The sequence below is a fragment of the Pedococcus aerophilus genome (assembly GCF_039532215.1).
Lineage (GTDB): Bacteria > Actinomycetota > Actinomycetes > Actinomycetales > Dermatophilaceae > Pedococcus > Pedococcus aerophilus.
Genome location: NZ_BAAARN010000003.1, coordinates 203,362 through 223,061, shown reverse-complemented (window position 1 = coordinate 223,061; position 19,700 = coordinate 203,362). Strand labels below are relative to the sequence as shown.

Here is a 19,700-nt window from a genome sequence, read left to right as displayed (position 1 = left end):
CGGCCATCCCCCCGCATGACCGGAGAGAACCGTGGGCTTCCGCCTCACCCCGCAGGAGAACAGCTTCTACGACCTGTTCGCCAAGTCTGCTTCCTACCTCATCGACGGCTCCCGTGAGCTGACCACCATCCTCGGTGTCGCCCACAGCGAGCGCGAGACGGTGGCTGCGCGGATGCGCGAGATCGAGCACGCCGCCGACGAGGCGACGCACGAGATCATCCGCAAGGTGAACAGCTCGTTCATCACGCCGTTCGACCGTGAGGACATCCACGGCCTGGCGTCGACGCTCGACGACTGCATGGACCTCATGGATGCGGCGGTCGACCTGATCGTGCTCTACCGCATCGGTGACCTCCCGGCCGGCGTGTCCGACCAGGTCGAGGTGCTGTCGCGGATGTCCGAGCTGACGGCCGAGGCGATGCCGCGGCTGCGTTCGATGAAGGACCTCTCGGAGTACTGGATCGAGATCAACCGTCTCGAGAACCAGGCCGACCAGATCTACCGCGGCCTGCTCGCGGCGCTGTTCAACGGCGAGTACGGCACCGACGCGATCACCATCATGAAGCTCAAGGAGGTCATCGAGGAGCTCGAGGCCGCCGCCGACGCCTTCGAGACCGTCGCGCACAAGGTCGAGAGCATCGCGGTCAAGGAGTCCTGAGTCCTCCCATGGATTGGCTTCCGGTCGGAATCGTCATCGCCCTGGCGATGGGGTTCAACTACACCAACGGTTTCCACGACGCGGCGAACGCCATCGCGACCTCGGTCTCGACGCGCGCCCTCACCCCTCGGGTCGCCCTCGCGATGGCTGCCGTCGCCAACCTCGTCGGCGCCTTCTTCGGCACCAAGGTCGCCAAGACGATCGGCTCCGGTGTCATCGACGCCCCCAGCGGCAACGTCGGCCTGATGATCTGCGGCGCCGGCCTCGTCGGCGCCATCGGCTGGAACCTCCTCACCTGGTGGTACGGCCTGCCCTCGTCCTCGTCGCACGCGCTCATCGGCGGACTCGGCGGGGCAGCACTGGCGGCCTCGGCGGGCGTCCACTGGGCCAGCGTCTTCGAGAAGATCATCATCCCGATGATCGCGTCTCCCATCGTCGGTGTCGTCGTGGGTTACCTCGTGATGACCTCGATCCTGTGGCTGTTCCGCAACGCCCAGCCGGGCCGGGTCTCGCGAGGCTTCCGCTACGCCCAGACGGCGTCCGCCGCGGCGATGGCGTTCGGCCACGGACTGCAGGACGCCGCGAAGACCGCCGGTGTCGTCGTGCTGGCCCTGACGGTCGGCGGCTACCACGCCCCCGGTGACGACTCCATCCCGATCTGGGTGCTCGTGCTCTCGGCCGTGGTCATCTCGCTCGGCACCTACGCCGGAGGGTGGCGCATCATGCGTACCCTCGGCCGACGCATCATCCACCTCGACCCGCCACAGGGTTTCGCCGCCGAGACGACCGCGGCCGGCATCCTCTACGTCGCCGGCCTGGCGTTCGGCGCCCCGATCTCGACGACCCACACGATCACCTCGGCGATCATGGGTGTCGGGGCCACCAAGCGGCTCTCCGCGGTGCGCTGGGGTGTGGCCGGCAACATCGTCGGCGCCTGGGTGCTGACCTTCCCCGGAGCCGGCATCGTCGCCGCCGTCAGCTTCTGGCTCGTCGACCTCGTCGTCTGACCCCCGGGGCCCCTCGCCCCTCTTCCCCGACTTCGTACCCGCTGTTCCGCTCATCTGGGCGGAACAGCGGCGTTTCAGCGGGCTGGCGGGTACGAGGTCGCCGCTGGAGAGCCCTCGAGCCGGACGAGCGCGCGGATCCTGGACCGGTCTGTCGCCGCTGCGGTGGCATGGAAGCGGCGTGCCACCCGCGCGGGGTTGGTCGTGATCTCCCGTGGGTCCCAGCGCACCACCCCGAAGCCCAGGTCGCGCAACCGCGACTCCCGGACCCCGGCTGCGATGACCCTGCGGGCGACGGCCTCCGGGCTGCGGTCACCGGCCTCGTCGAAGTCCCCGAGGTACTTCCCTGCCCCGTCCGCCTCGCCGATGACGCCGTGCTCCTGCCACAGCGCGTCGACCCGGGCGACGAAGGTGCCGTCCAGGTCGTAGACCGCGACCTGCGGCGTAGCGAGAGGCACGCCATGGGTGGCCAGGGCAGCTGCTGAGAAGGACTCGAGCCAGTTCTCGCGTCGTGGATCGATCAGGGGTATGCCGCGGTGCACCCGTTCCAGCTGCGGCCACCGGTGCATGAGTTCAAGGGCATCCTCGAGGTGGACCGCCTCGAGGAGCTCGCGACGGAAGGCGGCGTCGGCGACGGCCAGCGCGTCGCCCAGAGGGAGGGTGCGGAAGCAGTCGAGGACGGTCCGGGCCGGGGAGGTGACGCAGAGACCGTCGACGACCGCGCGGTGGCGGTGCGGCAGCGCGGCGCGGTGCAGCAGGACTGCACTGCCGGCGCGACTGGTGCGGGCGCGTCCGGTCACCGTCAGCTGGATGCGCGGGGTGGTCCAGCGTGGGTTGGGTAGTCCCCAGACCAGGGCGGCCGAGACGTGACTGAGGACCGCCCCCGTCTCGGACGCCTGAACTGCCTCGGCCAGCCCGACATGCCGCGCGGGGGTGGTGAGGCGCGCGCAGCGGCCCGGATCGTCATACAGGCCGCGCCGCACCCGCCCGAGGCGTCCTGAGGCGAGAGCCCCGTCGAGCTGGTGCCGGGTCAGGGTCCGGAGCGCGCGCTCCCGGGTGACGAGAGGCGGCAGGGCGGTCAGGTCGGGTGGTGGACGCACTGCCCGATCGTGGGCGATCAGCGAAGGGGAGATCGATGTCGTCGTGCGCGCCTGTGGACGGCCGTGTGCACCGAGCTCACCTGTGCACGCCCAACTCCCCCGACTTCGTACCCGCAGTTCCGCCGAAACCCGCAATTCCGGTGGCGATGAGCGGAACAGCGGGTACGAAGTCGGGGAAGAGGGGCGAGGGGAAAGAGGGGGAAGAGGGGGCAGAGGCAGGGGGAGGGGGCGGGGCGGGGTCAGCCGAAGCGGCCGGAGATGTAGTCCTCCGTGGCCTTGACGCTCGGGTTGTTGAAGATGCGCTGGGTGTCGTTGACCTCGATCAGCTTGCCGGGCTTGCCGGTCGCTGCGAGGTTGAAGAACGCCGTGCGGTCCGAGACGCGCGCCGCCTGCTGCATGTTGTGGGTGACGATGACGATCGTGTACTGGCTCTTCAGCTCACCGATCAGGTCCTCGATCGCGAGCGTGGAGATCGGGTCGAGCGCCGAGCACGGCTCGTCCATGAGCAGCACCTGCGGCTCGACGGCGATGGCGCGGGCGATGCACAGGCGCTGCTGCTGGCCACCGGAGAGGCCGGCGCCGGGCTTGTTGAGGCGGTCCTTGACCTCGTTCCAGAGGTTCGCCCCGTGCAGCGACTTCTCGACGACCTCGTCGAGCCGCTTCTTGCCCTTGACGCCGTTGAGCTTCAGGCCCGCGGCGACGTTGTCGTAGATGGACATCGTCGGGAACGGGTTCGGCCGCTGGAACACCATGCCGACGGTGCGGCGCACGGCCACCGGGTCGACCGACGAGTCGTAGAGGTCCTGGTCGTCGAGCATGACCTTGCCCTCGACGCGACCGCCGGGGATGACCTCGTGCATGCGGTTCAGGGTGCGCAGGAACGTCGACTTGCCGCAGCCGGAGGGTCCGATGAACGCGGTCACCGAGCGCGGTTCCACGGTCATCGTCACGCCTTCGACGGCCTTGAACGCGCCGTAGTAGACGTTCAGGTCGCTGACGTCGATTCGCTTGGCCATGAGGGGAATTCGTCCTTTACTTCTTCACGGAGCCGAAGCGCGAGACGACGCGACCGGCGATGTTGAGCAGGAGCACGAGCAGGATCAGGGTGAGGGCGGCAGCCCACATGCGGTCGACCGCGGCGGGCAGCGACTCGGTCCGGTCCTGGTTGATCATCGTCGGCAGCGTCGGCATGAGTCCACCGAAGAGGTCCGTCGCGATCGACTTCGTGTACGGCCCGAGGATGAGCAGCGGCGCGGTCTCGCCCATGACGCGGGCCAGGCCGAGCAGGACGCCGGTGACGATGCCCGAGAAGGCCGTGGGGAGCACGACCCGCATGATCGTCTTCCACTTCGGCACGCCGAGGGCGTAGGACGCCTCGCGGAGCTCGTTCGGGACGAGCTTGAGCATCTCCTCGGTCGAGCGGACCACGACCGGGATCATGAGCAGCACGAGTGCGAGGCAGACGGCGAAGCCGACGCGCTGGAACCCGAACGTCGTCACCCAGAGGGCGTAGACGAACAGGCCGGCGACGATCGACGGGACACCGGTGAGGATGTCGACCATGAACGAGACGGTCTTCGCGAGGCGTCCGCGCCCGTACTCGACGAGGTAGATGGCGGTGAGGACGCCGATCGGCACCGAGATGAGCGCCGTGGTCAGGCCCTGGATGAGCGTGCCCTGGATGGCGTGGACGGCGCCGCCGCCCTCGCGGCGCGAGGTGATGCCGCGCTGGGAGTTGGTCCACCAGGTCGAGTCGAGGAGCAGGTGGTACCCCTTCGAGCCGACCGTCCACAGGATCCAGACGAGCGGGATCAGGGCGAGCAGGAACGCGCCCCACATGACCACGCGGGCGATCTGATCCTTGACCGCGCGACCACGAGCCTTGTGACCCAGGCCCGTCGGGCTGCCACCGCGCGAGCTCGGTGGGGTGGAGTCGGCGGTCTTCGTCGAGCCGGAGGACGTCACGGCGGGAGTCGAGGTCGTCATTCGGTGAAGGCCTTCCTGCGGTCGATCACGATTCGCGCGATGGCGTTGACGACGAAGGTCAGGATGAACAGCACGAGGCCGGCAGCGATGAACGCGCCCGCCTTCTGCGGGGTGTCGAACTCAGCGGCGTTGTTGGCGATCCGCGAGGCGAAGGTCTCGCCACCGTTGAGCAGCGACCAGGTCCACTTCGACCCGTCGGGGAGCGTGGACAGGATGATCGTCACGGCGATCGTCTCGCCGAGCGCCCGGCCCAGGCCGAGCATCGCGGCGCTGATGACGCCGGGCTTGCCGAACGGCAGCACCGCGACGCGGATCATCTCCCACTTGGTGGCACCGAGCGCCAGGGCGCCCTCACGGTGGGTGATGGGGGTCTGGGCGAACACCTCGCGGGACAGGGCGGTGACGATCGGCAGGACCATGATCGCGAGCACGACGCCAACAAACAAGATCGTGCTGCCGCCGCTGATGTTGGCGTCGCTGAAGAGCGGGATCCAGCCGATGGTGTCGCGCAGGAAGTTCTGCACCGGCTCGAACACGGGGCCGAACGTCCGCAGGCCCCAGATGCCGAACACGATCGACGGCACCGCCGCCAGGAGGTCGATGAGGCTGGCAGCCGGCCGGGAGAGCCAGGTCGGGGCGTACTGCGTGATGAACAGGGCGACGGCGACCCCGACGGGGACGGCGATCAGCATCGCGATGGCGCTCACCGTCACGGTGGTCCAGAGCAGCTCGACGATGCCGAACCGCAGGTTGTTGCTGTCGTTGACCGACCACTCGCGCGAGGTCAGGAAGTTGACCTTGTCGTTCGCGATCGCCGGGATCGCCTGCCAGAGCAGGAAGACCCCGACGAGGGTCACGAGGGCGATGACGAGCAGTCCGGCGCCCTTGGCCGCGCCACCGAAGAGGCGGTCGCCGAGGCGGCCGGTGCCGGCGCCGTCACCGCTGAGCGGTGCGCCGCCGTGGGGTCCGGGGGTCTTGTCGGCCAGGGATACGCCGGTCACTGATGACACGTGATGCCTATCGCGGTGGGGGGAAGGAGGAGCAGCGGTGAGCCGGGGCCGGAGGTGTCCAGCCCCGGCTCACCCGGTGGTTCAGGACAGTGCGTCGATGGCCGCGTCGACCTTGGTGCGGACCTCGTCGGGAAGCGGAGCGTAACCGATCTCCTCGAGGGAGCTCTGGGTCTCCTCCGAGGCGAAGTGCTTGAGGAAGGCCTTCGTCAGGGCACCCTTGGCGGCATCCTTGCTCTTGGAGCAGACGATCTCGTAGGTCACCAGGTTGATCGGGTAGGCCCCGGCCTCCTTGGTGGCGTAGTCGAGCTTGAGGCGCAGGTCGTTGCCCTCGCCGTCGGCCTTCGCGGTGGCGACGGCCTTGCCGACGGTCTCACCGGTCAGCTCGACCGGGCCGGCGCCGTTGTCGATCTGGGCGATGCCGAGCTGGTTGTCCTTGGCGTAGGACCACTCGGCGTAGGTGATACCACCCTCGGTGGACTTCACGGCACCCGCGACACCGGCGGACTTCTCCTTGCCCTCGCCCTTGCCGGTCCAGCTCTTGGCCGGCTCGGCGGTCCACGCGGACGGAGCCGCGGCGCTGAGGTACTTGGTGAAGTTCTCGGTCGTCCCGGACTCGTCGGAGCGGAAGAAGACCTTGATCGGCTCGGACGGCAGCGTCACGCCGGAGTTGATCTTGGCGATCGACGCGTCGTTCCAGGTGGTCACCTTGCCGTTGAAGATGTTGGCGATGACCTCAGGGGTGAGGACGAGCTTGTCGACGCCCTTGACGTTGTAGGACACGGCGATCGGGCCGGTCACCATGGGGAGGTTCCAGGCGGGGGAGCCGCAGTAGGTCTCGGCCTCGTCCGCCTCGATCTTGCCGTCCTTCTCCTCCGTCTTGAGCGCGGAGTCGGAACCGGCGAAGTCGACCTGCCCGGCGAGGAACTGCTTGATGCCCGCGCCCGAACCGGTCGGGTTGTAGTTCACGGTGGCGCCTTCGCAGGTGTCCTGGAAGGTGGAGATCGCCTCGTCGATGGCGTTCTTCTGGGCCGAGGAACCCTCTGCGTTCAGGGTGCCCGTGGGGCAGTCGGACGAGCTGGAGCTGGACGACCCGCCCGCGGCGGCGTCGGTGCCGGTGTTGTTGTCGGAGCCGCACGCCGTCAGCGCGAGGGAGCCGACCACGGCGACGCTGGCCAGCAGGCCGAAACGCTGGATCTTCACGGTGTTCAAACCTCTCACAGGGGAAAATTCGGGGCGGGCGGGATGCCCGACGACTGTGAAGGTAGGCAGGTCGGGTGACACGGTGGCCCGTCGTGGGTGAACGCACGGTGAACAGCAGCCAGACATTGGTGGGCGCAGCACCGTCTCCCGGACGGGTTCCACGTGAACGGCAGGTCAGCACCCGGTCAGCAGCGGCCTGTCGGCTGGACGCGCCGCCTGCGTCCGTGCGGTCCTGTGGGGGCAGGGCCTGTCGAAGCAGGTTCTGTCAGGGCAAGTGGCGTTCCACCGCGACGATCCGGGCTGCCTCGCCATGGCCCACCAGGTGCGCCACGAGGACCTCGCCCTTGGCCATCGCCTCCGTCGCGGCGGTCCCGAGGGTCGCGGTGACGTGGGCGGCGTCGGGCTCGCCGGGGTGCACCAGCGGCAGCAGCACGCCGAGCAGGTCCGGCAGGACCGGTCCGTGGCTGCACAACGCCGCGGGCACGCCGCGCTCGAGCAGCCGCAGGAGGTGACGCGGCGCGCGGCCGGCGTCCGCGGCATACCCCTCCTCGCTCAGTCCGTCCTTGGTCCGCAGCGGGACCCCCAGGGCGGCGGCATGGGGGCGCAGTGTGTCGGCGCACCTCACCGAGGGCGAGCTGACGAGCCGCGTGATGCCGTATGCAGCGAGGAGCCGGGAGACCTCGGCGGCGCGGGCCGTGCCGGGCCGGTCGAGGGGACGCAACCGGTCGTCGCCGGACCACGAGCCGCGGCCCACGGCGTGCGCGTGGCGCACGAGCGCCAGCGGCCACGTGGTGAGGGTGCCCGCCTTGTCGGCGCGCACGAGCGCGCGGAGCTGGTCGCGGTCGCGGGCGTAGTCCAGGCGGTCGGAGGCGCTCACGACGTCGAGCCAGCGCACCTCGTCGATCTCGTTGCGCAGGGCCCCGGCGGGCTTGGTGGCCTCGGCGGCCCAGTAGTGCACGGTCTTCGTCGCGGGGGTCCCGGCCGCGTCGAGCACGGTGTACTCCGCGGTGGGCAGGGGTCGGCCGAGGCCGACCTCCAGCGAGGTCTCCTCCTCGGTCTCGCGGACCGCGGCGACCGGCCAGGCCTCACCCGGGTCGAGCTTGCCCTTGGCCCAGGACCAGTCGTCGTACTTCGGCCGGTGGACGAGCGCGACCTCGAGCTGTCCCCGGCGCCGGCGCCACGGGAGCGTGCCCGCGGCGGGGATCGGCGCGGTCAACGCCGGCGTGCCTTGCGCCGTCGCTTGGCGTGCACCTCGATCATCGCCGCCTGGAGGTCGGCCAGGGGCTGGCCGTCGGCGTCGAGGGTCGTGCGGGTCCAGCGCCCGTCACCGCTGAGCCGCCAGTGGGCGTACTCGTCGCTCATCCCGCGGGCCATGAGCGACTGGAGGTCCTCGACGTGCCGGGGGTCGGAGATGCGCAGCAACGCCTCGACCCGCCGGTCCAGGTTGCGGTGCATCATGTCGGCGCTGCCGATGTAGACCTCCAGCTCCTCGCCGCCCCCGCCGAACAGGAAGACGCGCGAGTGCTCGAGGAAGCGGCCGAGGATCGACCTGACCTCGATGTTCTCCGACAGGCCGGGCACTCCGGGCCGCAGGGCGCAGATGCCGCGCACCCAGATGTCGACGTGCACGCCGGCCTGCGAAGCGCGGTAGAGCGCATCGATGACCTGCTCGTCGACGATCGAGTTCACCTTGATCTGGACCAGTCCGCCGCGGCCCTCCTGGGCGTGCTCGATCTCCATCTCGATGCGGTCGATGAGCCCGGAGCGGACCGAGCGGGGTGCGACGAGCAGCCGCTTGAACTTGCTGCGGGGGGCGAACCCGGACAGCTGGTTGAAGAGGCGGGCGAGGTCCTCGCCGACCTGGGCGTCGGACGTGAGCACGCCGAAGTCCTCGTAGATGCGCGCGGTCTTGCCGTTGTAGTTGCCGGTGCCGATGTGGCAGTAGCGCCGCAGCGTGCCGTCGTTCTCCTGGCGCACGACCATGCAGAGCTTGGCGTGCGTCTTGAGGCCGACGATGCCGTAGACGACGTGGACGCCGGCGTGCTCCAGCTTGCGGGCCCACGAGATGTTGTTCTGCTCGTCGAAGCGGGCCTTGATCTCGACGATCGCCAGCACCTGCTTGCCGGCCTCGGCCGCGTCGATGAGGGCGTCGATGATGGGGGAGTCGCCGCTGGTGCGGTAGAGCGTCTGCTTGATGGCCAGGACGTTGGGGTCGGCGGCAGCCTGCTCGATGAAGGACTGCACCGACGTCGAGAACGAGTCGTAGGGGTGCTGGAGCAGCACGTCCTTGTCGCGGACGACGGCGAGGATGTCTGCGGCCTTGGCCGTCTCCGCCGGGGCCAGGTCGGGGTGGGACTGGCCGCGGAACGGCTCGAAGCGCAAGTCGGAGCGTTCGAGGTCGGCGACGAGGTTGAGGCCGCGCAGGTCCAGCGGTGCCGGGAGGCGGTAGACCTCGCTGTCGCTCACGCCCAGCTCGCGCACGAGCATGTCGAGCACGTGGTCGTCGATGAGCTCGTCGACCTCGAGCCGCACGGGCGGTCCGAACCGGCGACGGGTCAGCTCCTTCTCCAGCGCGGTGAGGATGTTCTCGGCGTCGTCCTCCTCGACCTCGAGGTCCTCGTTGCGGGTGACGCGGAAGGTGAAGTGCTCACGCACCTCCATGCCGGGGAACAGCATGTCGAGGTGGGAGGCGATGACGTCCTCGAGCGGCACGAACCGCGTCGAGAACAGGTCGGACGTCGCCGGTTCGCCGCTCTCGGGCTCGATGTGGAGCAGTCGCGGCAGCAGCGGCGGCACCTTGACGCGGGCGAAATGCTCCTTGCCCGTCTTGGGGTTCACGAGGACGACGGCCAGGTTGAGCGAGAGGCCGGAGATGTAGGGGAACGGGTGCGCCGGGTCGACGGCCAGCGGCGTCAGCACGGGGAACACCCGCTCGGCGAAGAGCTCGGTCAGCAGGTCGCGCTCCGGGTCGCTGAGCTCGTCCCAGCGGACGATGGAGATGCCCTCGTCCTCGAGCGCGGGCTGGACCTTGTCCTTGTAGACCACGCTCTGCATGGCCTGCAGCTCGTGGGCGACCAGCGAGATCTGCTCCAGGACCTCACGCGGCTCGAGGCCGGAGGCCGAGCGGATCGCGAGCCCGGTGGCGATGCGGCGCTTGAGCCCGGCCACCCGCACCATGAAGAACTCGTCGAGGTTGGACGTGAAGATCGCGAGGAACCGCGCGCGCTCGAGCAGCGGCACCGACTCGTCGGCAGCGAGCTGGAGGACGCGCTCGTTGAACTGCAGCCACGAGATCTCACGGTCGAGGAACCGGTCTCCCGGCAGGCCGCTGTCGTCGGGCTGGTTCGTCGCGTGGACCACGCGCATGAAGCGGCCGTTCGACGCCCGGGGCTGGGCGCTCGCGATCGACACCTCCTGCCCGGGGTAGTCGCCGTCGTTGCTGCCGTCGTGGGACTCCGCGGCGAGGCTGCCGGCCTCGTCGGCTGCACTGGGCACGCTGGACACGCTCATGCGCTCATCCTGACAGTGGTTCGTGAACGGTGCGCGAATACATCACGTCCACCATGATGCTGGCGAAACCCAGCCCGGTGTAGGTCCGTATCGCGGCCTGGTTGTCGCCGTCGACGTAGAGCTCCACCTCCGTCAGCCCCCGGGAGGCCAGGTGCGCGAGACCCAGGCCGGTGACAGGACGGCCCAGCCCGCGCCCCTGGTATGCCGGGTGCACCCCGACCACGTAGACCTCCCCCACGGCGTCCTCGACCTTGGTCCAGTGGAAGGCCGCCACCTCGTCGGGCTTGTCGTCGGCGACGACGAGGATGAAGCCCGCGGCGTCGAACCACGGCAACGCCATCCGCTCCCGGAGGTCGTCCAGCGTGATCCGGCCCTGCTCCGGGTGGTGGGCGAAGGCCGCCGCGTTGGTCGAGAGCCAGGCCTGCTCGTCGCGCCCGGGCTCGAACGCCCGCGCCGAGAACCCCTCAGGCAGGGCGCTCGCGGCCGGGTCGAGGTCGTCCGTACCGAGCGGGCGGGACATCTTGTGGAGCTCGCGGACCGCGGTCAGGCCTAGCCGCTCGGCCAGCGCCCCCGCACCCGGCAGCCGGCCGTGCGACCAGATCCGGGCCTGCGGGGCGTGCTCCAGCGCTGCCCGGGCCAGGGCCGTCCCCACCCCGTGCAGCCGCGCCCCCGGGTCGACGACCAGCTCACCGGAGGCGTCGGCGTCCTCGACCCCCTCGAGCTGGGCGTACCCCGTGAGCTGCTCGGCTGCATACGCCAGGAGGTGGCGGACCCGGCCCGGGCCGGAGGCGAGGTGGAGCACGGACTGCTCGGAGAGGGCGCTCACCCCGTCCTCCGCGGTGGCGCGGCCATGCAGGTCACGGACCTGTTGCCGCTGTGTGTCGTCCAGGGTGTCGGTGACGCGAATCGCAGGAGAAGGCACGGAAAGCATTGCACCATGCATCTTCCCTTCGGGGAGCGGCGCGGTTAGCGTGCACGGGTCCGGCTACCGCCGGGATCACCCTTTTCGCACAAGGACGCATCCATGACCTCACCCCGCACCCGGCGGCTGACCAGCGCTGTGGCCGTCGCCGCGCTGGCCGCCACGGGCGTCGCCTTCGCGAGTGGCACCTCCACCGCCGCGAAGAACGGCCCCACCCTCGACATCCAGCTGCTGTCGTTCAACGACTTCCACGGCAACCTCGAGCCCCCGGCCGGGTCCGGCGGTCGCATCATCACCGACCACAAGGCCGTCACCGACGCGGGCGGCGTGACCACCGCAGCGGACGTCACCGTCGACGCCGGCGGTGTGGAGTACCTCGCCACCAAGCTGGCCGAGCTGCGCAAGGGCCACAAGAACTCCCTCACCGTCGCTGCGGGCGACATCGTCGGCGCGAGCCCGCTGCTCTCGGCGGCGTTCCACGACGAGCCCACGATCGAGGCGATGAACAAGGTCGGCCTCGACGTCACGTCGGTCGGCAACCACGAGTTCGACGAGGGCTACAAGGAGCTCCAGCGCCTCGACGCCGGTGGCTGCCTCGACGACGGCGCGGGCGCCGCCAACCAGGACTCCTGCCCCGGCGGCAAGTCCTTCACCGGCGCGGACTTCCCGTTCCTCGCGGCCAACGTCAAGTACGCCGGCACCGACAAGACCATCCTGCCGCCGTACGAGATCAAGAACGTCAACGGCGCCAAGATCGGCTTCATCGGCATGACGCTCGAGGACACCCCCAACATCGTCACCAAGGCCGGTGTCGAGGGCCTGACCTTCACCGACGAGGTCGAGACCGCCAACAAGCTGGTCCCGGTCCTCAAGAAGCAGGGTGTCAACGCGATCGTCGTGCTCGTCCACGAGGGCGGGTTCCCCGCGTCCAAGCAGAACTGGACCGACCCGGCGACCGGCAAGACCTACTCGGTCAACGCCAACTACGACTACACCTGCCAGAAGGGCGGCGTCCTCTCCGGGCCGATCGTCAACATCGCGGGCGCCCTCGACCCGGCCATCGACATGGTCGTCTCGGGACACACCCACGCGCCGTACGTCTGTGACATCAAGGACCCGGCCGGCCAGCAGCGCATGGTCACCTCGGCGTCGTCCTTCGGCCGCCTCGTCACCGACACGAGCTTCGAGTACGACCGTCGCACCCAGGACATCGTCCGCACCTCGGTGAAGAGCGCCAACGTCGTCGTCACGCGCGACGCCAAGGCGCCCGAGCTGACCAAGCTCGTCACCGACTACCAGAAGCTCGTCGCCCCGATCGCCGGTCGCGTGCTGGGTTCCATCACCTCCGACGTGGGCCGCTCCAACACCGAGAACCCCGGCAGCGTCAACGCCGGCGGCGAGTCCCAGCTCGGTGACCTCATCGCCGACGCCCAGCTCGCCGACCCGACCGTCGTCACCGGTGGGCAGACGCCGCAGATCGCCTTCATGAACCCCGGTGGCATCCGGGCGCCCCTGACCTACAAGGCCACCAAGGGTGAGGGTGACGGCGTCGTCACCTACGAGGAGGCCTTCACGGTCCAGCCGTTCAACAACTACCTGGTCTCGCTGACCCTCACCGGTGCGCAGATCAAGTCGCTGCTCACCCAGCAGTGGTCCGGGCTCAACGCCACCGCGCCCAAGATCCTCCAGGTCTCCAAGGGCTTCAGCTACACCTACTCGGGCACGACGCTCGGGGCGGTCACGCTGAACGGCGTCCCGCTCGTCGACACCCAGTCCTACCGGGTCGTGACGAACAACTTCCTCGCGGACGGCGGCGACGGCTTCCCGGCCTTCACCTCCGGCACCGGCAAGTACTTCGGTGGTCTCGACATCGACGGCTTCGCGAACTACCTCGAGGACAACTCGCCGTACACCCCGGGTCCGCTGACCCGCATCACGAAGAACTGACGCACGACGAAGGCGTCCCTCCCACACCGGGAGGGGCGCCTTTCGTGTGCCTCGGGATCGGGTCAGGCGTCGGCGTGCGCGTCCTCGGACGGGACGAAGCGGTAGCCGACGTTGCGCACCGTGCCGATGAGCACCTCGTGCTCGGAGCCGAGCTTGGCGCGCAGCCGTCGCACATGGACGTCCACCGTGCGCGTGCCGCCGTAGTAGTCGTAGCCCCAGACCTCCTGGAGCAGCTGGGCGCGGCTGAACACACGGCCCGGGTGCTGGGCGAGGTACTTGAGGAGCTCGAACTCCTTGTACGTCAGGTCGAGCAGGCGACCACGCACGCGGGCGGAGTACGTCGCCTCGTCGATCGTGACGTCGCCGCTGGTGATCTGGACCTCGTCGGGCTCCTGCTGCTCCTGGAGGCGTCCGGCGGCCAGCCGCAGCCGTGCCTCCACCTCGGCGGGGCCTGCCGACTCCAGCAGGACCTCGTCGACGCCCCACTCGGCGGTGATGCCGGCGAGGCCCCCCTCGGTGAGGATGGCGATGAGGGGCACCGACATGCCGGTGGCGCGCAGGACGCGGCACAGCGAGCGCGCCACGGCCAGGTCGCGACGGGCGTCGAGCAGCACGGCGTCGGAGGGCGGGGCATCGACCAGGGCGGTGGGTTCCGCCGGGATGATGCGCACGTGGTGGGTCAGGAGCCCGAGCGCCGGCAACACCTCGGCGCTCGGCGCCAGGGAGTTGGTCAGCAGCAGCAGACGGGCCATGCCTGTGAAGGATACGGTGCCGGGGTCGCCTTCGAGCGGGCGAACACATGCTGAGACCCTTGTCTCACGATGAGACCCACCCCACGAGGGTGGTGGGTCGGGAGGAGCTGGGTATGCCGTCCGAGCAGGTCCCCGGGACCCGAGCCGGTTCGGTGACGGTGCGGTACTGGGCCGGGGCGCGTGCCGCCGCCGGCACCGAGCAGGACGTGGTGTCCGGTGGGACCGTCGCCGAGGCGGTTGCTGCCGTCACGGACCTGCACCCGGCACTGGAGCCGATCGCCGCCGTGAGCACCCTGCTGCTCGACGGCCGTGCGGTCGGCCGCGACGCCGCCCTGGCCGACGGGTCCGTGCTCGAGGTCCTGCCGCCCTTCGCCGGTGGGTGATGCGAGGATGCGGGCTGTGTCCGACGTTCCCGAGCAGCAGGCGGCGACCCCTGCGGCCCCGATGACCCGACGCGAACGCCGTGCCCGCAGCAGCAACAGCCCGACCACCCTGCCGAAGCGAGCACTGCTGGCGCGTCCGCTGACCATCGCGGCGACGGTCGCGTTCGCCGCGCTCGTCGGACTGACCGGGTATGCCAGCCCCGACTTCGTCGCTCTCGCCGTGGCGCTCGCGGGGCTCGTGGTCGCGTGGGGGTGGCCCCAGCTGCTCAGCCTGCCCAGCCCTCGGGGCACCAGCGCGGTCCTCACGGTCGGTACCGTCCTCATGACGGGCACCGTCCTGCTGACCCGCGACGAGCCGTTCCTCCAGTGGATGCCTGCGGCGATGGCGATCTCGGTGATCGTGGCGTTCCTGCACCAGCTGATGCGACGGGACGGGAGGCCCCGCCTCACCGAGTCGGTGTCCGCCAGCGTGATGGGGCTGGCCATCATCTCCGCCGGCATCGCGCTGGCCCCGGTCCCGCAGTTCCTCGACGGAGAGCACGCGTTGGCGGCGAGCATGGCCGGGCTGGGTGTCGGTGTCCTCGCCGACCCGCTCATCAAGGTCCAGCGGCTGCGCCAGTGGGCCCTGTTCATCTCGATGTTCATCGGTGGCGCCGCCGGGATGGCCGTGTCGTTCGCTGCCGGGGAGCCCAAGCCGTGGTCGGCGGCGCTGCTCGGGCTGCTGGCCGCCGCCGTCTCGCACGCGGCCCGCCGGGTGATGGCGGTTCTGCCGGCCACGGCGATGCCTCGGGCCCAGCTCGCCGTCGGTGCGTCGTCCTCGCTGCTCGTCGGCGTGGTGGCCTACGTGGTGGTCCGCTCGTCCTTCTTCGTCTGAGCGTCGTCCGAGCGAGACCGTCCGGGCTCTTCGTCCGGGTGCGGTCGCTCAGTAGACGAGGGCCTGGACGCCCTCGGCCATGACCTCCTCGACGAAGGCGGCTGCGCCGCGTACCACCACGCCCTCGATGAGGTCCGCCGCGCTGAGGTCGCGACGCGCTGCGCACTGGCCGCACACCGTCACGGTGCCTGTGGCGAGGACCGCGTCGACGAGGTCGCGCAGGGGTGCGGCATGGGGGAGCTCGACCCGCTCGGCCCGCCCCGGGACCGCCATCCAGGACGCGTCACCGGTCAGCCACAGGCTGACCTCGACGCCGCTCGCCGCCGCGGTGGCAGCCACGGTCAGCGCCTGGTTGAGGCGTTCGACCGACGCGGTGTCCGACCCGGTGTCGGTGTCGCTGCCGGTGGTGGGGGAGTCAGGGGCGCCGCAGGTGGCCTTGACCACGAGGCGGGCACGAGGAGCGGTCATGGCCCACAGGCTACGATCTGGTGCGTGCACTACTTCTACATCGGCCTGCTGGTCGCCTCCGCCGTCGTCATCACCTGGTTCGCCGGGTTCGTCGTCTACCGCCTGGTGAAGACGCCCCGCTGATGGTGTTTCACCTCGACACCGACCTGCCCCGTGAGCTCGCCCCATTGGCCTGGATGATCGGCCGCTGGGAGGGTGCCGGGGTCGTCGGCTACCCCACGATCGAGTCGGCCAACTTCGGCCAGGAGATCGAGGTCAGCCACGACGGCCGCCCGTTCCTCACGTGGCAGAGCCGCACCTGGCTGCTCAACGACGCAGGTGAGCAGGTGCGCCCGCTGGCCACCGAGCTCGGGTTCTGGCGACCGGTCGAGGACGGCGAGGTCGAGCTGGTGCTGGCCCACCCCACAGGCATCGTCGAGCTCTACTTCGGCAAGGCCGAGCCGGCCAAGATCGAGCTGCGCACCGACGGCGTGCTCCGCAGCCCGCACGCCAAGGAGTACAACGCGGCCACCCGGCTCTACGGGCTGGTCAACTCCAACCTGCTGTGGGCCATGGACATGGCTGCCGTGGGCCAGAAGCTCCAGAGCCACGTGTCCGCCGAGCTCAAGCGCGTGGGCTGAGGCGTTGACCGCCCGGCCGGCGCGGATCCTCACCGTCTGCACCGGCAACATCTGCCGTTCGCCGTTCCTTGAGCGGGCGCTCCAGGCTGAGCTCGACCGTTCCTGGGGGGCCGGTGCCGTCGAGGTCGCCAGCGCCGGGACGGGGGCCCTGGCCGGGCACGGCATGGAGGCGCAGGCGCGCACGCGGCTGGAGGCCGCGGGATACGACGCCTCGGGGTTCGTCGCCCGGCACCTCGAGGAGGGCATGGTCGCGGATGCCGACCTCGTCCTGACCGCGACGCGGGCCCACATCGGTCGGGTCACGACCCTGCACCCGCGCGCCCTGCGTCGGGTGTTCGCGTTCCGCGAGTTCGCCCAGCTGGTGGCGGCGGTCCCGGTCGGCGAGCTGGACGCGCCCGCGGACTCGGCCCGCGAGCACCTGGTGCGGACGGTGCGGTTGGCGGCGGCCGAGCGCGGCATGGTGCCGTCGCTGCCGGCTGCCGAGGCGGACGTCGTCGACCCCTACCGCCGCGAGCCCGAGGTGTTCGACGCCATGGCCGACCAGATCAGGGCGTCCCTGCCCGTGGTGGTCCGGGCGTTGTCACGCCCCTGACCGGGGCGGGCGGTCGACCGGCGGCTACGGCGTGCGGGTGACGTCCTCGTAGGTGTCCATCGCGTCGTTCTGCAGCGCCTCGCCGAGGGCGGCCATGCCGGGCTCGTCGAGGATGTCGATCGACGCGCCGGCGGGGGAGGTGCCGTAGCCGGTGAACGGTGCCGTGATGAAGGCGATGTCCTTGCCGCGCAGGTTGCGCATGGCCACGGCCTCGCTGCGCATGTCGCCGGTCGAGAAGCCCTCGTCCACCGTGAGGTTGGAGGTGCCCGCCTCGACGAACTGGGCGAGCTTGACCGGGTTGCCGAGCACGTCCTTGCTGAGCGACTTGAGCATGAGGGCCTTGATGAAGGCCTGCTGGCGCTTGCCGCGCGAGATGTCGCCTTCGCTGAGGTCCTTGCGCTCGCGGACGAAGGCCAGCGCCTCGGCGCCACCCATCTGCTGGTAGCCCTTGGTGAACGTGTAGCCACCGCTGGCGCTGGACTCCTCGACGTAGACGTTGACGCCGCCCACGGCATCGGTCATGCGCTTGAAGCCCTCGAAGTCGATGATCGCCACGTGGTCGATCGGCACGCCGACGAGTCCCTGGAGGGTCTGGACCAGCAGGGGCGCGCCCCCGTACGCGAAGGCGGCGTTGATCTTGTCCTTGCCACGCCCGGGCAGGTCGACGTAGAGGTCGCGGGGGAAGTGGATGAGGTTGACGGACTTGCGGTCGGCCGAGACGTGCATCAGCACGATGACGTCGGAACGCGAGCCGGCCAGCCCCGAGCGGGCGTCGGAGCCGATGATGAGGAAGTTCTGGGCGTCCTTCGCCGCGGCCTTCTTGGTCGGGGCCTCGGTCGCGCCGCTGACACCGGGTGTCGGGAGCAGGGACTCGCGCTGGACGTTCGAGCTGACCTTGTTGTTGAGGAACAGCAGGTAGCCCGCCGAACCGCCGACCACGACGAGGAGAACGAGGGCCAGGACGATCGCCAAGGTCCGCCGCAGGCGGGAACGCCTGGGGCGCGCGGGCGGGGTCTGCGTCTCTTCGAATTGGTCCAGCACCCGGCAAGTGTAAGTGGCACGACGGGGCAGATCCGGCAAGTCGGTCCCTGCGGCGACCGTAGAGTGGTCCTCGTGCAAGACGTCGGCGAGCAGTTGCGGGCCCAGGGTCGCAGGATGACGCCCCAGCGCCAGCGGGTGCTCGACGCCGTGGCCACGCTCGGTCACGCCACCCCGGAGGACGTCGTCGCCCGGGTGTCGCAGGACGGGGGAGCGACCCTCGCGCCGTCGACGGTCTACCGCGCGCTCGAGGCGCTGGAGTCCCTCGGGGTCGTGGGCCACACCCATCTCGACCACCGGGCGCCGAGCTACCACCTGGCGGACCACGCCGACCACATCCACCTCGTCTGCCGCAGCTGCGGACGGGTGGAGCAGTGCGACCGCAGCCTCGCCGAGACGTTCACCGGGAATGTTCTCGGCGCCACCGGCTTTGTTGCAGACGTGACCCACATGGCGGTGCACGGCCAGTGCGCAGCCTGCGCGAGCCGATCCTGACGGCCGTGGACGGCCACCCGACGACAGAGGTGCACCCCGCATGACGCAGACCCCGACGACCCCGGTCCCCGCCGAGCAGGCCACCGACCACACCGCAGACGGCGCGGGCGGCCCCGCGGTCGAACCCCGCCACCGCTCGGTGCTGCTGTCGCGTCCCGGCGCGGTCGAGGGCGACGGCCCGGACGCCGGTGTGGCCGCGCACTACGGCGACCCCCTGCGTGAGCAGCGGCTCCTCGTCGAGGGCCTGGCCGTCGTCGACCTGTCCCACCGTGGCGTGGTCACCGTGACCGGTCCCGACCGCCTGTCCTGGCTGCACTCGATCACGACCCAGCACCTCACCGGTCTGCCCCCGCGCGAGTCCCGCGAGACCCTGGTCCTCAGCCCGAAGGGCCACATCGAGCACGACCTGCACCTCGTCGACGACGGCGAGACGACCTGGATCACCACCGAGCCGGGTGCGGCCACGCCGCTGGTCACCTGGCTCGACTCGATGCGCTTCATGCTGCGCGTCGAGGTCGCCGACGTCAGCGACGACTGGGCCGTGCTGGGCGAGCCCTCCGGCGCCGAGGCGCAGCCCGGCGAGCTGCTGGCCTGGCGCGACCCGTGGCCGGGGCTGGTCGGCGACACCGCTGCATACGGTCCGGTCGAAGGGCACCCGGCGCAGGGGCGGGCGTGGCGCGAGGTCCTCGTGCCGGTCGCCGACCTCGAGGCGGCCGTGGGCGACCGCGACCTGGCCGGCTCCTGGGCGGCCGAGGCCTTGCGTGTGGCCGCCTGGCGGCCGCGGCTGGGGTTCGAGACCGACCACCGCACCATCGCGCACGAGACCGACTGGCTGCGCACCGCGATCCACCTGCACAAGGGCTGCTACCGCGGTCAGGAGACGGTGGCACGCGTGCACAACCTCGGTCGCCCGCCGCGGCGCCTGGTGTTCCTGCACCTCGACGGCTCGGGCCACACGCTGCCCGAGCGCGGCGAGCCGGTGCTGCTCGGCGGCAAGCAGGTCGGCCTGCTCACCTCGGTGGCGCGCCACCACGAGGACGGACCGATCGGCCTGGCCCTCGTCAAGCGCAACACCCCCCTCGACGCCACCCTGGTCGTCGGTGGCGTCAGCGGCAGCCAGACCGAGGTCGTCGCCCCCTGA

Annotated in this window: 20 protein-coding genes; 9 read left to right on the top strand and 11 right to left on the bottom strand. The window is 70.4% G+C overall.

The window, feature by feature from the left end; all coding sequences use genetic code 11:
- Window positions 1-31: 31 nt before the first annotated feature.
- Entirely contained in the window at window positions 32-658 is a 627-nt protein-coding gene (locus ABD286_RS13120; protein WP_344194169.1) for a DUF47 domain-containing protein, read from the top strand.
- 8 nt (window positions 659-666) lie between these two features.
- On the top strand, window positions 667-1,665 hold the full coding sequence (locus ABD286_RS13115; protein WP_344194167.1) for an inorganic phosphate transporter: 999 nt from the start codon (window positions 667-669) through the stop codon (window positions 1,663-1,665).
- A 74-nt stretch (window positions 1,666-1,739) separates the two neighbouring features.
- Here the strand turns inward: ABD286_RS13115 and ABD286_RS13110 are convergent, their stop codons facing one another.
- From ABD286_RS13110 to mshD, 8 genes are all read right to left on the bottom strand, one after another.
- Window positions 1,740-2,762 (bottom strand): hypothetical protein, encoded by a 1,023-nt coding sequence (locus ABD286_RS13110; RefSeq protein WP_344194165.1) that lies wholly within the window; start codon window positions 2,760-2,762, stop codon window positions 1,740-1,742.
- A gap of 239 nt (window positions 2,763-3,001) precedes the next feature.
- A complete protein-coding gene (pstB, locus tag ABD286_RS13105; protein ID WP_344194163.1) occupies window positions 3,002-3,778 on the bottom strand; it encodes a phosphate ABC transporter ATP-binding protein PstB in 777 nt (258 codons plus the stop codon).
- A 16-nt stretch (window positions 3,779-3,794) separates the two neighbouring features.
- A complete protein-coding gene (pstA, locus tag ABD286_RS13100; protein WP_344194161.1) occupies window positions 3,795-4,748 on the bottom strand; it encodes a phosphate ABC transporter permease PstA in 954 nt (317 codons plus the stop codon).
- The gene (gene pstC / locus ABD286_RS13095; RefSeq protein WP_344194159.1) at window positions 4,745-5,758 is read right to left on the bottom strand and encodes a phosphate ABC transporter permease subunit PstC; all 1,014 of its coding nucleotides are present in this window, start codon (window positions 5,756-5,758) and stop codon (window positions 4,745-4,747) included. The genes pstA and pstC overlap by 4 nt, the downstream gene beginning before the upstream one ends.
- A gap of 81 nt (window positions 5,759-5,839) precedes the next feature.
- Window positions 5,840-6,958, bottom strand: coding sequence for a phosphate ABC transporter substrate-binding protein PstS (gene pstS / locus ABD286_RS13090; RefSeq protein ID WP_344194157.1), 1,119 nt, complete (start codon window positions 6,956-6,958; stop codon window positions 5,840-5,842).
- Between the two features lie 265 nt (window positions 6,959-7,223).
- Window positions 7,224-8,174: an NUDIX hydrolase gene (locus tag ABD286_RS13085; RefSeq protein ID WP_344194155.1), complete on the bottom strand. Its 951-nt coding sequence runs from the start codon at window positions 8,172-8,174 to the stop codon at window positions 7,224-7,226.
- A complete protein-coding gene (locus tag ABD286_RS13080; protein WP_344194153.1) occupies window positions 8,171-10,468 on the bottom strand; it encodes an RNA degradosome polyphosphate kinase in 2,298 nt (765 codons plus the stop codon). The genes ABD286_RS13085 and ABD286_RS13080 overlap by 4 nt, the downstream gene beginning before the upstream one ends.
- A gap of 4 nt (window positions 10,469-10,472) precedes the next feature.
- Window positions 10,473-11,399, bottom strand: a complete 927-nt coding sequence (gene mshD, locus ABD286_RS13075) for a mycothiol synthase (RefSeq protein WP_344194151.1) — start codon at window positions 11,397-11,399, stop codon at window positions 10,473-10,475.
- A gap of 93 nt (window positions 11,400-11,492) precedes the next feature.
- Between mshD and ABD286_RS13070 the strand changes: the two genes are divergently transcribed.
- Window positions 11,493-13,337 carry a bifunctional metallophosphatase/5'-nucleotidase gene (locus ABD286_RS13070; RefSeq protein WP_344194149.1) on the top strand — a complete coding sequence of 615 codons (1,845 nt, stop codon included), beginning with the start codon at window positions 11,493-11,495 and terminating at the stop codon, window positions 13,335-13,337.
- Window positions 13,338-13,399: 62 nt separating this feature from the next.
- Here the strand turns inward: ABD286_RS13070 and ABD286_RS13065 are convergent, their stop codons facing one another.
- Window positions 13,400-14,089 (bottom strand): winged helix-turn-helix transcriptional regulator, encoded by a 690-nt coding sequence (locus ABD286_RS13065; RefSeq protein WP_344194146.1) that lies wholly within the window; start codon window positions 14,087-14,089, stop codon window positions 13,400-13,402.
- 113 nt (window positions 14,090-14,202) lie between these two features.
- Here ABD286_RS13065 and ABD286_RS13060 point away from each other — a divergent pair, with 113 nt between their 5' ends.
- Together ABD286_RS13060 and ABD286_RS13055 are read left to right on the top strand one after the other, a co-directional pair.
- Entirely contained in the window at window positions 14,203-14,472 is a 270-nt protein-coding gene (locus ABD286_RS13060) for a MoaD/ThiS family protein (RefSeq protein WP_344194143.1), read from the top strand.
- 16 nt (window positions 14,473-14,488) lie between these two features.
- Window positions 14,489-15,346, top strand: coding sequence for a hypothetical protein (locus tag ABD286_RS13055; RefSeq protein WP_344194140.1), 858 nt, complete (start codon window positions 14,489-14,491; stop codon window positions 15,344-15,346).
- A gap of 48 nt (window positions 15,347-15,394) precedes the next feature.
- Here the strand turns inward: ABD286_RS13055 and ABD286_RS13050 are convergent, their stop codons facing one another.
- Window positions 15,395-15,814: a DsrE family protein gene (locus ABD286_RS13050; RefSeq protein ID WP_344194137.1), complete on the bottom strand. Its 420-nt coding sequence runs from the start codon at window positions 15,812-15,814 to the stop codon at window positions 15,395-15,397.
- 122 nt (window positions 15,815-15,936) lie between these two features.
- Here ABD286_RS13050 and ABD286_RS13045 point away from each other — a divergent pair, with 122 nt between their 5' ends.
- Together ABD286_RS13045 and ABD286_RS13040 are read left to right on the top strand one after the other, a co-directional pair.
- Entirely contained in the window at window positions 15,937-16,434 is a 498-nt protein-coding gene (locus tag ABD286_RS13045; protein WP_344194134.1) for a heme-binding beta-barrel domain-containing protein, read from the top strand.
- 4 nt (window positions 16,435-16,438) lie between these two features.
- A complete protein-coding gene (locus ABD286_RS13040) occupies window positions 16,439-17,026 on the top strand; it encodes an arsenate reductase/protein-tyrosine-phosphatase family protein (RefSeq protein WP_344194131.1) in 588 nt (195 codons plus the stop codon).
- Window positions 17,027-17,050: 24 nt separating this feature from the next.
- On the opposite strand, the gene ABD286_RS13035 is transcribed toward ABD286_RS13040, so the two are convergent.
- Window positions 17,051-18,067 (bottom strand): LCP family protein, encoded by a 1,017-nt coding sequence (locus tag ABD286_RS13035; RefSeq protein WP_344194128.1) that lies wholly within the window; start codon window positions 18,065-18,067, stop codon window positions 17,051-17,053.
- 114 nt (window positions 18,068-18,181) lie between these two features.
- Between ABD286_RS13035 and ABD286_RS13030 the strand changes: the two genes are divergently transcribed.
- Window positions 18,182-18,559 carry a Fur family transcriptional regulator gene (locus tag ABD286_RS13030; RefSeq protein ID WP_344194126.1) on the top strand — a complete coding sequence of 126 codons (378 nt, stop codon included), beginning with the start codon at window positions 18,182-18,184 and terminating at the stop codon, window positions 18,557-18,559.
- 40 nt (window positions 18,560-18,599) lie between these two features.
- Window positions 18,600-19,700, top strand: a complete 1,101-nt coding sequence (ygfZ, locus tag ABD286_RS13025) for a CAF17-like 4Fe-4S cluster assembly/insertion protein YgfZ (RefSeq protein ID WP_344194123.1) — start codon at window positions 18,600-18,602, stop codon at window positions 19,698-19,700.

Coding starts and splice junctions, on each gene's coding strand:
- ABD286_RS13050 (WP_344194137.1), bottom strand. CDS start 15,814: ATGACCGCTCCTCGTGCCCGCCTCGTGGTCAAGGCCACCTGCGGCGCC.
- ABD286_RS13070 (WP_344194149.1), top strand. CDS start 11,493: ATGACCTCACCCCGCACCCGGCGGCTGACCAGCGCTGTGGCCGTCGCC.
- ABD286_RS13060 (WP_344194143.1), top strand. CDS start 14,203: ATGCCGTCCGAGCAGGTCCCCGGGACCCGAGCCGGTTCGGTGACGGTG.
- pstA (WP_344194161.1), bottom strand. CDS start 4,748: ATGACGACCTCGACTCCCGCCGTGACGTCCTCCGGCTCGACGAAGACC.
- ABD286_RS13065 (WP_344194146.1), bottom strand. CDS start 14,089: ATGGCCCGTCTGCTGCTGCTGACCAACTCCCTGGCGCCGAGCGCCGAG.
- mshD (WP_344194151.1), bottom strand. CDS start 11,399: ATGCTTTCCGTGCCTTCTCCTGCGATTCGCGTCACCGACACCCTGGAC.
- ABD286_RS13080 (WP_344194153.1), bottom strand. CDS start 10,468: ATGAGCGTGTCCAGCGTGCCCAGTGCAGCCGACGAGGCCGGCAGCCTC.
- pstB (WP_344194163.1), bottom strand. CDS start 3,778: ATGGCCAAGCGAATCGACGTCAGCGACCTGAACGTCTACTACGGCGCG.
- ABD286_RS13045 (WP_344194134.1), top strand. CDS start 15,937: ATGGTGTTTCACCTCGACACCGACCTGCCCCGTGAGCTCGCCCCATTG.
- ABD286_RS13030 (WP_344194126.1), top strand. CDS start 18,182: ATGACGCCCCAGCGCCAGCGGGTGCTCGACGCCGTGGCCACGCTCGGT.
- ABD286_RS13115 (WP_344194167.1), top strand. CDS start 667: ATGGATTGGCTTCCGGTCGGAATCGTCATCGCCCTGGCGATGGGGTTC.
- ygfZ (WP_344194123.1), top strand. CDS start 18,600: ATGACGCAGACCCCGACGACCCCGGTCCCCGCCGAGCAGGCCACCGAC.